This window comes from Acuticoccus kandeliae, from assembly GCF_003073115.1.
In genome coordinates, this window is the sequence record NZ_QBBV01000001.1 from 1,077,675 (window position 1) to 1,089,831 (window position 12,157).

At 68.8% G+C, this 12,157-nt stretch carries 12 protein-coding genes; 6 read left to right on the forward strand and 6 right to left on the reverse strand.

The genetic code is table 11. The annotated features are described in order from the left end of the window. The first annotated feature begins 28 nt into the window (after positions 1–28). Positions 29–574 carry a winged helix DNA-binding protein gene (locus DBV35_RS04960; RefSeq protein WP_108659103.1) on the forward strand — a complete coding sequence of 182 codons (546 nt, stop codon included), beginning with the start codon at positions 29–31 and terminating at the stop codon, positions 572–574. A gap of 12 nt (positions 575–586) precedes the next feature. On the opposite strand, the gene DBV35_RS04965 is transcribed toward DBV35_RS04960, so the two are convergent. Then, positions 587–1,351 (reverse strand): SDR family NAD(P)-dependent oxidoreductase, encoded by a 765-nt coding sequence (locus tag DBV35_RS04965; RefSeq protein ID WP_108659104.1) that lies wholly within the window; start codon positions 1,349–1,351, stop codon positions 587–589. A 187-nt stretch (positions 1,352–1,538) separates the two neighbouring features. Between DBV35_RS04965 and DBV35_RS04970 the strand changes: the two genes are divergently transcribed. Genes DBV35_RS04970 through DBV35_RS04980 form a run of 3 tightly spaced genes read left to right on the forward strand, consistent with a single transcriptional unit; the run spans position 1,539 to position 4,558 of the window. After that, positions 1,539–2,618 (forward strand): TRAP transporter substrate-binding protein, encoded by a 1,080-nt coding sequence (locus tag DBV35_RS04970; RefSeq protein WP_245943842.1) that lies wholly within the window; start codon positions 1,539–1,541, stop codon positions 2,616–2,618. Positions 2,619–2,678: 60 nt separating this feature from the next. After that, a complete protein-coding gene (locus DBV35_RS04975) occupies positions 2,679–3,221 on the forward strand; it encodes a TRAP transporter small permease subunit (protein ID WP_108659105.1) in 543 nt (180 codons plus the stop codon). Continuing rightward, entirely contained in the window at positions 3,218–4,558 is a 1,341-nt protein-coding gene (locus tag DBV35_RS04980; RefSeq protein ID WP_108659106.1) for a TRAP transporter large permease, read from the forward strand. Before DBV35_RS04975 ends, DBV35_RS04980 begins: the two co-directional genes overlap by 4 nt. A 7-nt stretch (positions 4,559–4,565) precedes the next feature. On the opposite strand, the gene DBV35_RS04985 is transcribed toward DBV35_RS04980, so the two are convergent. The 5 genes from DBV35_RS04985 to DBV35_RS05005 all read right to left on the reverse strand — a co-directional run bounded on the left by DBV35_RS04985 (position 4,566) and on the right by DBV35_RS05005 (position 9,332). After that, positions 4,566–5,393 (reverse strand): aspartate dehydrogenase, encoded by an 828-nt coding sequence (locus tag DBV35_RS04985; RefSeq protein WP_108659107.1) that lies wholly within the window; start codon positions 5,391–5,393, stop codon positions 4,566–4,568. A gap of 106 nt (positions 5,394–5,499) precedes the next feature. Next, positions 5,500–6,798: a TRAP transporter large permease gene (locus DBV35_RS04990; RefSeq protein ID WP_108659108.1), complete on the reverse strand. Its 1,299-nt coding sequence runs from the start codon at positions 6,796–6,798 to the stop codon at positions 5,500–5,502. A gap of 16 nt (positions 6,799–6,814) precedes the next feature. Next, complete coding sequence (locus DBV35_RS04995; RefSeq protein WP_108659109.1) at positions 6,815–7,282, reverse strand: TRAP transporter small permease; 468 nt, start codon at positions 7,280–7,282, stop codon at positions 6,815–6,817. A gap of 19 nt (positions 7,283–7,301) precedes the next feature. Further along, positions 7,302–8,294 (reverse strand): TRAP transporter substrate-binding protein, encoded by a 993-nt coding sequence (locus tag DBV35_RS05000; protein ID WP_108659110.1) that lies wholly within the window; start codon positions 8,292–8,294, stop codon positions 7,302–7,304. Between the two features lie 120 nt (positions 8,295–8,414). After that, on the reverse strand, positions 8,415–9,332 hold the full coding sequence (locus tag DBV35_RS05005) for a Gfo/Idh/MocA family protein (protein WP_108659111.1): 918 nt from the start codon (positions 9,330–9,332) through the stop codon (positions 8,415–8,417). Between the two features lie 184 nt (positions 9,333–9,516). Here DBV35_RS05005 and chvE point away from each other — a divergent pair, with 184 nt between their 5' ends. Continuing rightward, the gene (gene chvE / locus DBV35_RS05010) at positions 9,517–10,575 is read left to right on the forward strand and encodes a multiple monosaccharide ABC transporter substrate-binding protein (RefSeq protein ID WP_108659112.1); all 1,059 of its coding nucleotides are present in this window, start codon (positions 9,517–9,519) and stop codon (positions 10,573–10,575) included. Positions 10,576–10,642: 67 nt separating this feature from the next. Continuing rightward, positions 10,643–12,154, forward strand: a complete 1,512-nt coding sequence (mmsA, locus tag DBV35_RS05015; RefSeq protein ID WP_205648617.1) for a multiple monosaccharide ABC transporter ATP-binding protein — start codon at positions 10,643–10,645, stop codon at positions 12,152–12,154. The last annotated feature ends 3 nt before the right edge of the window (positions 12,155–12,157 follow it).

Below are 12,157 nucleotides of genomic sequence, written 5' to 3' on the forward strand. Positions count from 1 at the left end.
AAGGGCGCCGCGATCTGACAGGGTTTCGATGACAAGCTCCACCCCGCCGGGCGAGGACACACACGACACCGGGGACCTTCAGGACACCGGGGACACCGCCCTCTACGAGCGCCGCCTCGCCGAGTTCGAGTATGCGATCTGGCATCTCGGCGCGGCGTTCACGCGCTGGCGGCGCGACTGTCTCGACGCCGTGTCGGAGACCAACCTCACGAGCACGGAGGCGGCGATCCTGCACGCCGTCCACATGATGGGTACGTCGAAGGGGCTGATGGAGATCGCCCGGCTGCTGCATCGCGACGATATCGCGAACCTCCAATACGGACTGAAGAAGCTGACCCAGCTCGGCCTCATCGAGCGGCAGGGCCGCTCGCGCAAGGCGACGGTCTACGCCGTCACCGAGGCGGGCGGGGCGCTGGTCGAGGCCTACCTCGCGCGCCGGCGCGAGGTGCTCCTGCGCCTCTTCATGCAGGTGGCGCCGACCTCGGCCGAGCTCGACAATCTGATCATGCAGATGCACGTCATGATCGGTCTCTACGACCAGTCGAGCGATCTGCTTCTGACGCGGCAACCCTGACACGCCCATCTCCTACTGCATCCTGTAGCCGCCATTGACGTCGAACGTCGCGCCGGTGATCCACCCGGCCTCCGGCCCGGCGAGATAGGCGACCATGCTCGCCACCTCCTCCGGCGTGCCGACACGGCCGAGCGGGATCTTTTCGAGAAGCCCCGGCACCGCGGCCGGGACCATCGCGCTCTGGAACATCGGCGTGTCGACGGGCCCCGCCGCAACCGAGTTGACCGTGAGCCCGCTCGCCGCCGCCTGCCGCGCCGCGATCTTGGTGAGGCCGAGGACCGCCGCCTTCGAGGCGACATAGGCCGCGTCCCCGCGATAGCCGCCGATCTGTGCGGCGGCCGACGAGATCGTCACGATCCGCCCCGCCTCGACCGGTCGCGCCTCGCGCCGGGCGAGCATCGCGCGCATCGCGAGGAAGGTGCCGGTGGTGTTGACGCGGAAGGTGTGCTCCCAATCGGCGAGCGCCATCCGCGCGATCGGCACGCTCGCCGTCCCGCCCGCCATGATCCCGGCGGACGTGACGAGCACGTCGACCGGGCCGAGCGCCGCCTCGGCCTCGTCGAAGGCCGCGCCGATGGCGGCCTCGTCGGTGACGTCGAGGGGGAGGGCGAGGGCGTCGGGGCCGATCTCGCGCGCCGCGGCGACGAGGGCCTCGGCGTCGCGGTCGGTGAGGACGACGCGATAGTCCTCGTGCGCGAGGCGCGCCGCGCAGGCGAGGCCGATGCCCCGTGCGGCCCCCGTGATGAGTGCGATGCGTTGCCCGGACTGCGTCGGCATTGAAGCCTAATTCCTCATCGATCGCCTAAAGATCTACCGAGTTTGCGTTACACAACAAGCTTCTCATCCAATAAATTACGTTATAAACTCTTCCAAATCGCCGCCAAGAGGGGTCCTGCGCCTTGTCGGGAGGGCCAGGCGGGCGGCTGCGGTCGACGTCAAACCACGCGACGGGGAGTGTGCGGGCATGGCCACCAAGAAGAACGCGAAAATCGGATCTGTGGAACGGATGAAGCGGGCCTGCGGCCTCGCCGCGATCGGCCTCGCGGCCGCGGTCGCCGGCGTGCCGGCCGGCGCCTCCGCCCAGGAGGTCTCGCTGACGGTGCAGAGCGCGTGGCCGCTCACGCTGCCGGCCTCGGGCCGCGACGCGCAGCATTTCGCCGACGTCGTGAACACGGCCTCCGACGGCGCGATCGAGGTCGACCTCTACGCGCCGGGCCGCCTCGTGCCGCCGCTCGAGATCTTCGACGCGGTGCGCAACGGCACGCTCGACGCGGGCTACACTTCACCGCTCTATGTCGCGGGCAAGTTCCCCGCCGTGCAGCTCTTCGGCGGCGTTCCCTTCGGCCCGGACGCGTTCGGCTATCTCGGCTGGATCTACAATGGCGGCGGCCTCGACATCTGGCGCGAGATCTACGGCGCGCAGGGCGTCGTCACCGTGCCGTGCGGCCTGATGGAGGCGGAGGCCGGCGGCTGGTACAACAAGCCGATCGACACCGTCGAGGACCTCCAGGGCCTGAAGGTCCGCTTCGCCGGCCTCGCCGGTGAGGTCCTGAAGAAGAAGGGCGCGTCCGTCGTCCTCCTCGCGGGCGGCGACATCTTCCCGAACCTCGAGCGCGGGGTGATCGACGGGACCGAGTTCTCGATGCCGACGATCGACAAGGTGATCGGCTTCGACAAGGTGGTGAAGAACTACTACCTGCCCGGCTGGCACCAGCCCGCCGCGATCAACGAGCTCATCATCAACCAGCGCAAGTGGGACTCGATGACCGAGGGCCAGCGCGCCCTGATCGAGCTCGCCTGCCGCGAGACGATGGTCTGGGGCGTGACCTCCACCCTCACGGAGAACGCCGAGGCGGTCGAGGCCTTCAAGGCCAACGGCGTCGAGATCCGCCAGTTCTCGCCCGAGGTGCTCGCCGCCTTCAAGGAAGCCACCGCCGAGGTGATGGCCGAGCAGTCTGAGAAGGATGCCGACTTCAAGCGCACCTGGGAGTCGCTCCAGGCCTATCGAGCCGGCGCCGCGGCTTGGACGAACGACGACAACTGATAGGATCGACGGGCGGGCCGCTCCGGCGGCCCTCCCTCACGCCCCCCGCGGACGGCGAACATGCGCGCATTCCTCCCCGTCTTCGTGCGACGGATCGACGGGCTCAGCCGGGCGGTCGGCCGCGTCACGGCGCTGGTCCTGCCCATCATGATGCTGGTGATCGTCGCCAATGTCGTGCTGCGCTACGGCTTCGGCATCGGCATGATCGAGTTCGAGGAGCTGCAATGGCACCTCAACGCGCTGATCGTCATGGGCTGCCTCGCCTACGCCTATCGCGATGACAGCCACGTCCGGGTCGACGTCGTCCACGCCCGCCTCTCCGCGCGCGGCAAGGCATGGGTCGAGCTTGTCGGCGGCGTCCTCCTGCTCCTGCCCTTCGTGATCGGCATCGCCTATTTCGCGTGGGACAATTTCGCCTACTCGCTGTCGATCGGGGAGCGCTCGCCGATGCCAAGCGGGCTGCCGGCGCGCTTCATAATCAAGTTCGTCCTCTTCGCCGGCTTCGTGCTCCTCGGCCTCCAGGGGCTTGCTGCGATCGGGCGCTCCATCCTGACCCTTTGCGGCCGGCCGCTGCCGCCCATCGACGTGAAGGACAACGCGTGAGCCAGGACCTACTCTTCGTCGTCCTGATGTTCTCGGCGTTCGCGGTCTTCCTCTTCCTCGGCTTCCCCGTGGCGTTCGTGCTCGGCGGCGTCGGGGTGATGTTCGCGGTGATCGGCGAGATCCTGCCCTTCTTCGGCGTGAAGGTCCTCGCCGGGACGAACTTCATCGGCTTCGCCGCCGACCGCATCTTCGCGACCATCTCGAACTACAGCCTCGTGCCGATGGCGATGTTTGTGTTCATGGGCTACATGCTCGAGCGCTCGGGCGTCGCGGACCGGCTCCTCGTCGCCCTGTCGGCCTCGCTGCGCCGCGTGCCCGGCGGGCTCGGCCTCGCGGTCGTTCTCATCGGCGTGGTCCTCGCCGCCTCGACCGGGATCATCGGCGCCTCTGTGGTGCTCCTCGCGACCGTCGCGCTCCCCGCGCTCGCCGCCGGGCGCTATTCGGCCCCGCTCGCGCTCGGCTCCGTCGCCGCCTCCGGCACGCTCGGCATCCTCATCCCGCCCTCGATCATGCTGATCGTGATGGCGGATCAGCTCCGCCTCTCTGTCGGCGACCTCTTCATGGCGGCGATCCTGCCGGGCCTTCTCCTCGCGCTCCTCTACGCGGTCTATATCGTCGTCTATGCCGCGCTCCGCCCGTCCGCCGCACCGAAGCCGGAGGCGGACGGGGCGGGCGCATCGACAGCGGCGCTCCTGCGCGCACTCGGACCGCCGCTCGCCCTCATGATCGCCGTCCTCGGCTCCATCTTCCTAGGCATCGCCTCGCCGACCGAGGCCTCGGGCGTCGGCGCGCTGGGGGCGACGATCCTCGCCGCGCTCGACCGGCGTCTCACCTGGTCGACGCTGCGCGCGGTGTGTGACGCGACCGGCAAGACGACGGCCTTCCTCTTCGCGCTGATCTTCGGGGCGAGCTGCTTCTCGGTGGTCCTGCGCGGCTATGGCGGCGATCAGGTCATCGAGGGTGCGATCACCGGCATCCCGCTTCCGCCCGAAGGCGTCCTCGCGATGCTGCTCCTCGCGATCTTCCTCCTCGGCTTCGTGCTCGACTGGATGGAGATCGTGCTGATCGTCGCGCCGCTGACGGTCCCGGCGGTGGTCGCGCTCGGCTTCGACCCGGTCTGGGTCGCGCTCCTCATCGCGATCTGCCTGCAGACCTCGTTTCTCACGCCCCCCGTCGGTATGGCGCTCTTCTACGTGAAGAACGCCGCGCCCGCGGGGACGACGACCATGCAGATCTATCGCGGCATCGTCCCGTTCGTGATCCTGCAGCTCATCGGGCTCGGGATCGTCTTCCTCTTCCCGCAATTCGTCCTGTGGCTGCCCCGGATCGCCTACTGACGGGGCCTCAGACCGCGATCGGCGCGGCGCGGTTCAGGATCTCGCGGGCGATGCTGTAGACGGTTGAGACCGAGGTCTTCGGGTTGTCGGGCGAGGCCTTCCCTTCGAGCCGCATCGTGAAGTTCACCGCGTTGGAGCGGACCTCGTATTCGTGGATGTTGCCGGGAGCGGCGGGGTCGGCGATGAGGCGCACCCGCGTCGCGTCGAAGCCCGCGCCCGCGAGCGCGAGCGTCGCCGCCACGTTGGCGTTCTTGGGGTAGGCGGTCGCCGCCTCGCGCGCGCTGCCGGTGAAGAACTCCGCCTCCTCGGCGAGGGAGGCAAGGTCGAGGATGTCCTCAGCAGGCGTCCCGCGCCAGGCGGCGGGCGGCTTGCGCGAGGTGTAGGTCACGCTCTCGATCCCGGCGATCTTCGCGGCGGCGAGCGCATCGATCCCGCCGATCGCGCCCGGGACGAGGACGGCCCGTGTTCCGCCGGCGCGCGCGGACGCGGCGATCTCGGCCTCGATCTCGGCATCGGCGAGTGCGCCGATCGAGGCGATCACGGTCTCGACCCCCGCCCGCAACAGCGCCGGCACGCTGTCGCGCACGGCATGGTGCGTGGCGCATTCGACGACGAGGTCCGGCGCGTCGTCGAGGAAGGCCTTCACCGACTCGGAGAAGTCCACCTCGGGGGCGATGTTCAGCGCCTTCTCGCGCAGCGCCTCGGTCGCGTGGTCGATCCGGCCGGGACGGGCGAGCACGCTGACGAGTTCCAGATCGAGGTTCGGATCCGTGGCGAGCACGTCGCACAGCATGGCGGCGATGTTGCCGTAGCCGATGATTCCCAGTCGTCGCATGGTCAACCTTGTCTGAGGGCCGCTGTCCCGGCGCGGCGTTGGCGCTCGCACGCTGATAGCCGAAAGCGGCCGGCGGCTCCACGGGTCGCGGCGGACGGGGCGCGCGTCAGAGGAGGAGGCGGGGGAGGAAGGACGTGATCTGCGGCAGCGCGATCAGCGTCAGGATCAGCGCGAGATGGGCAAGCAGGAACGGCGCGACCCCGGCGAAGAGCGTCCCGAGCGGGATGTCGGGGAGCTGTGAGCGGATGACGAAGATGTTCATCCCGATCGGCGGGGTGATGAGCCCCATCTCGGCGACGATCACGACGAGGATCCCGAACCAGACTGGATCGTAGCCGAGGCTGACGATGAGCGGCAGGAAGACCGGCACGGTGATGAGGATCATCGACACCGTCTCGAGGATGCAGCCGAGCACGATGTAGGTCGCGACGATGATCGCGAGGACGGCAAGCGTCGGCAAGGCGGCCGCCTGCACGGTGTCGACGAGGAAGACCGGGATGCGCGTCAGCGCGATGAAGCGGGCGAACATCAGCGCGCCGAGGAAGACGAAGAAGAGCCCGGCCGAGGTGATCACCGCCTCGCGAAGCGCGAGCCAGAGCCCCTTCGCGGAGATCGTGCGCGTCGCGATGGCGATCAGCATCGTGACGGCCGCGCCGACCGCTGCCCCCTCGGTCGGCGAGAACCAGCCGAGATAGATGCCGCCGATGGAGAGGGCGAAGACGAGGCCGAGCTTCCAGGTGGAGAGGAGCGCGCGGCGGGGGGAGGGTGCGCCCGTGTCGATCGGCGGGGCGACGCCCTCGCGCGTTGCGAGCCCCTTCGCGACGAGGATGGTGAAGAGGGTGAGGAGGGCGCCCGGAATGAAGGCGGCGGCGAAGAGGGCCGGCACGCTCTCCTCCGCGAGAAGGGCGTAGATGACGAGGATCACCGAGGGTGGGATCAGGATGCCGAGCGTGCCGCCCGCCGCGACCGCGCCCGCCGCGAAGCCGTCCGCATAGCCCGCGCGCCGCATTTCGGGGATCGAGACGCGCGTCATCGTCGCCGCCGTCGCGATGGAAGAGCCGCAGATCGCGCCGAAGAGGGCGCAGGCGCCGATCGTCGCCGTGGCGAGGCTGCCGCGCGCGCCGGGACGCGAGAGGGCGCGGGCCGCGTCGTAGAGCTCGCGCGACATGCCCGCCGCCGAGGCGATCGTGCCCATGAGGACGAAGAGTGGCACGACCGAGAAGGAGTAGCCGCGGATCATCTCGCCGGGGATCGTGCCGGCGACGAGGAGGGCGCGGCCGAACCCGTCGAGCCCGGCATAGCCGACGACGCCTGCCGCCATCAGTGCGATGGCGATCGGAAGGCGCAGTCCGACGAGGGCGAAGAGGAGAAGGAGGACGATGCCGCCCCACAGGGTCGGGCTCATCGCGGGCGGCGCCCCATCATTCGGCCTCGCCCAGAAGTAGGCGCATCAGCGCGAAGAGCGCGCCGAGCCCGTATCCCGCGAGCACCGGCGCCCAGTAGATGGTGAGGGGGATGCCGAGATCGACGGTGGTGTCGCCCCACTCCGCGACCTCGCCGAATTCGCGCACGGCGAGCCAGGTGAGGCCGCCCATCAGCGCCACCGTCGCGACGCCGGCGAGGATGCGCACGAGGCGCATCGTGCCCGGCCCCGCCACCGTGTCCACGAGGTCGACCACGATGTGGCCGCCGAGGAAGAAGGTGGCGGCGATGCCGAGAAAGGTCGCCCACGCCATCGCGAGCTCGACCATGTCGACGACGCCCTGGATCGGCGCGTTGAAGAGGTGGCGCGACACCACGTCGGCGACCGTCACCCCCATGATGGCGAGGAGGCCGATCGCGGCGAGGGCGACGAGGCCCTCGGCGGCCGCGCGACAGGCAAGGCGCATCGGGCGGCCGCTCCGCCCGTCAGCGATATTTGTCGGCGAGTTCGAGCATCAGCGCGCGCGCCTCGGCCGCCTGCGGCCCGCGCTCCTCGATGATGCGCGCGCCCACCGTGTCCGCCGCCGCCTTGAAGGCCGCCATCGCCTCCTCGCTCGGCACGATGATCTCCGCCCCGCCTTCCACGAGCGCGGCCTTGCCAGGCGGGTCCTGGTTGTCCCACACCGCGCCGACGGCCTCCTCGATGCCGGTGATGCTCTCGTCGAAGAGCGGCTTCAGGTCGTCGGGGATCGAGGCGTAGGCATCCTCGTTCATGATGAGGCCGAAGCTCGTCACGTAGCCGTTGAACTCGGTCACATAGTCGATGAGGCCGCCGAGCTTGAAGGCGAGGCCCGCGCCGCCATAGTCGATCACCACGCCGTCGATGGTCGTCTTCTGGAGGTTCTCGGCGATCTGGGTGGGCGGCAGGCCGACGCTCGCCGCGCCCATCTCGTCGAGATAGGCCTTCGCGGTCGCCGACGGGAAGCGGATGCGCATCCCCTTGAGGTCGGACGGCTGGGCGACGGCCTTGCCGGCGGTGTGGATCTGCGCCGGCTGGTGGGTGAAGAGGTAGAGCACCTTCACCCCGCGATGCTCCTTGTCGAGGATCGCGCGCATCTGCGGGTCGTTCAGGATCTTCGTCGCGTGGGTGGCGCTGTCGACGGTGAAGGGAATGTCGATGAGGCCGGTCAGCGGGAAGCGATCGGACGTCGCGCCGTGAAGGATCCAGCCGATATCGATGATGCCGCGCCGCGTCGCGTCATAGATCTCGGGCACGGGGGCGAGCTGGCCGCTCGGGAAGATCTCGATCGTGATGCGCCCGTCGCTCTTCTCGTTGAGCGACTTCGCCCAGTTGTCGAGATAGGCGCTCATCGGGTGCTGGGCCGGCAGATAGTGGCCGAGCTTGAAGGTGACGCTGTCCTGCGCGTGGGCCGTCACGGCCGCCATCGCCAGCGCGAACGCCAATAGGATCCGCTTCATCAATGTCCTCCCCTCCGGGGCGTTGCCCGGACCTGCGCGGTCTCGTGCCGCTTGCGGCGGGGCGCGTCCCCCGCCGCTGCCAGTATGCACAAGGTTCGCCCGTTCCGCGAGCGGCCGGGCCTACTCGCTGAAGGGGCCGACCGTGCGCTGCTCGGCATAGAGGAAGGCGTCCGCCACGTGCATCAGCGGGGCAAGGTCGACGTCGCTCGCACCCTTCGCGACGAGGTCGACGAAGATGTCGTAGAGCGCGCGATATTCGGCGTCCGGCGCGTCGACGAGGACGCTCCCGTCGCGGGTGAGGCGCTTGCCGCCGCCCGACAGCACATAGCGTGGCCCGTCGGTCTCGACGTGGATCTCCCAGGTCGCGGGCTCGGGCTGGTCGAAGGAGAAGTCGCAGGTGATCGGCACATCCTCTGAATTGAGAAAGGTCAGCTCAGCCGCGATCGGCTGTGCGCAGTTGGAGGGGTAGGAGAGCACCGACCGGGTGAGGCGGAAGGGCCGGGGGAGGGCGTGGGTGAGGATCGAGAAGGCGTTGATCCCCGGATCGAACACGCCGAACCCGCCGACCTCCCAGATCCAACGCTGGCCGGGATGATAGACGCGCACGTCCTCGCGCCAGGGGACGTGGACCGACCGGATCCGCGCGCCCGCGAGCGCGTCGCGCAGCGGCTCGACGGCGGCGGCGTAGCGCGAGTGCCAGCTCGCGAAGAGGGTGACGCCGGCCGCCTCGGCCTGCGCGGCGAGGTCGGTGATCTCGGCGACGGTGGTCCCCGGCGGCTTCTCCAGGAAGACGTGGCGCCCGTTCGCAATCGCCGTGCGCGCGGCCGCGTAGCGCGCGGCCGGCGGCACGCACAGCGTCACCGCCTCAACCTCTGGCTCCGCCTCGAGCATCGCCTCCAGCGTCGGATAATTGGGGATGCCGTCGACGGTGCCCTGATGGCTCGCCGCGGCGACGAGCTCGACCGCAGGATGTGCGGCGATCACCGGCAGATGCTGCTTTCGCGCGATCGCCCCGATGCCGACGAGACCAAGCTTCATGGTGCCTCCCGAGGCCGATCCGGGCGGCGGCCGGCGCCCCCTTCGGCCATTAGTACTATTTTTTCATTTGCTCGCAGCCACTACCCGTGGTTACGGTCGCCGAGGGTGGCCCGTCAACGGGTCAGCCGCCATCGCCACAACAGGGTCGGGACAAGGCCGGGCGGGGTATCACCAGGGAGGATTCATGAACGCCAAGACACTTCTTGCCGCGGCGCTTTTCGCCGCGTCGGCCGCCTCGGCGCCGGCCATCGCGCAGGACAAGGGGACGGTTGGCATCGCGATGCCCACCAAGTCCTCGACACGCTGGATTTCCGACGGGAATTCCATGGTTGAGCAGTTCAAGGCCGCCGGCTACGACACCATCCTTCAATATGCCGAGGACGACATCCCGACCCAGCTCTCGCAGGTCGAGAACATGATCGTGCGCGGGGTCGACGCGCTGGTGATCGCCGCGATCGACGGCACGACGCTGACGAACGCGCTGGAGCAGGCGGCCGCGCTCGACATTCCGGTGGTCGCCTATGACCGCCTCATCCGCGACTCGGAGAATGTCGACTACTACACCACCTTCGACAACTTCAAAGTCGGCGTGCAGCAGGCGCAGTCGATCGTCGACGCGCTCGACATGGACGCCTGCAATCCCTGCAATATCGAGCTGTTCGGCGGGTCGCCGGACGACAACAACGCCTACTTCTTCTACAACGGCGCGATGAGCGTGCTTCAGCCGCTGATCGATAGCGGCAAGCTCAAGGTGAAGTCCGGCCAGATGGGCATGGATACCGTCGGCACGCTGCGCTGGGACGGTTCGGTCGCGCAGGCGCGGATGGATAACCTCCTCTCCGCCAACTACACCGACGACCGGGTCGACGCGGTGCTGTCGCCCTATGACGGCCTCTCGATCGGCATCATCTCCTCGCTGAAGGGCGTCGGCTATGGCTCGGCCGACCAGCCGATGCCGATCATCTCCGGCCAGGATGCAGAGATCCCGTCGGTGAAGGCGATCCTCGCCGGCGAGCAGACCTCCACCGTCTTCAAGGACACGCGCGAGCTTGCCCGCGTGACGGTGGCGCTGGTCGACGACATCCTCAACGAGCGCGAGCCGACCATCAACGACACCGAGACCTACGACAACGGCGTCAAGGTCGTGCCGTCCTATCTCCTCGAGCCCGTCTCGGTGACGAAGGACAACCTCAAGGCGGCGGTCGTCGATACCGGCTACTACACCGAAGACCAGCTGAAATAAGGCGCGCGCCCGCGCCCTCGCGGCGCGGGCCGACCTTGCGGAGCACGGCGTGGGCACAATCCTCGAGATGCGCGGGATCACCAAGCGCTTCACCGGCGTGACAGCGCTGTCGAACGTGAGCTTCTCCGTGGAGGAAGGGGAGATCCACGCGATCGTCGGCGAGAACGGGGCCGGCAAGTCGACGCTGATGAAGGTGCTCTCCGGCGTCTACCCGCACGGCTCCTATGAGGGCGAGATCGTCTACGAGGACCATCCCGTCGCCTTCCGCTCGATCGCGGATTCGGAGCGTGTCGGGATCATCATCATCCACCAGGAGCTCGCCCTGGTGCCGCTGCTCTCGATCGCCGAGAACATCTTTCTCGGCAACGAATGCGCCAGCCACATGGTGATCGACTGGGGCAGGACCTACGCCCGCACGGCCGAACTCCTGAAACGCGTCGGCCTGTCGGAGAAGCCGCGCACCCGCGTCGGCGATCTCGGCATGGGCAAGCAGCAGCTCGTGGAGATCGCGAAGGCGCTCTCCAAGGAGGTGCGCCTCCTCATCCTCGACGAGCCGACATCGAGCCTCAACGAGGCCGACAGCGACGCGCTCCTCGATCTCCTGCTCGACTTCAAGGCGCGCGGGATCTCCTCGATTCTCATCTCGCACAAGCTGAACGAGGTTTCGCGCGTCGCCGACACCATCACGGTGCTGCGCGACGGGGAGGTTGTCTCGACGCTCGACGCCAAGGGCGGGGAGATCACCGAGGACCGCGTGATCCGCGACATGGTGGGGCGCAGCCTGTCGGACCGCTTCCCGCCGCGCGACCTCGCGCGCCCGCTCGGACCGCCGCTCCTCGAGGTCCGCAACTGGAGCGTCGACCACCCGCTCCAGAGCGACCGGCGCGTCGTCGACGACGTCTCCTTCACCGTGCGAGCGGGCGAGATCGTCGGCATCTCCGGACTCATGGGCGCGGGGCGGACCGAGCTCGCGATGAGCCTCTTCGGCCGCACCTACGGCCGCTACGTCTCCGGCGAGGTGCTGATCGGGGGCGCGCCGGCCGACACCTCGTCCGTCACGCGGGCGGTGGCGGCGGGCCTTGCCTACGTCACCGAGGACCGCAAGCAGTACGGGCTCGTCCTGGAGGAATCGATCCGCCGCAACATCCCGCTCGCCCACCTCGAGGGTGTCTCCTCGCGCGGGATCGTGCAGGACAGCCGCGAGATCGCCGTCGCGCGCGATTTCCGCGACCGGCTGCGCATCAAGTCCTCCTCGGTGGCGCAGGAGGCGATCAACCTGTCGGGCGGCAACCAGCAGAAGGTCGTGCTCGCCAAGTGGCTCTTCACCGAGCCGCGCGTCCTCTTCCTCGACGAGCCGACGCGGGGCATCGATGTCGGCGCGAAGTTCGAGATCTACACGATCATCCATCAGCTCGCCGCGGAGGGGAAAGCGATCGTCGTCATCTCGTCCGAGATGCCGGAGATTCTCGGCGTGTGCGACCGGGTCTACGTGATGAACGAGGGCCGCTTCGTCGGCGAGATGCCGGTCGCCGAGGCGAGCCAGGAGCGGATCATGGGTATGATCCTGCGGTCCCAATGAGCC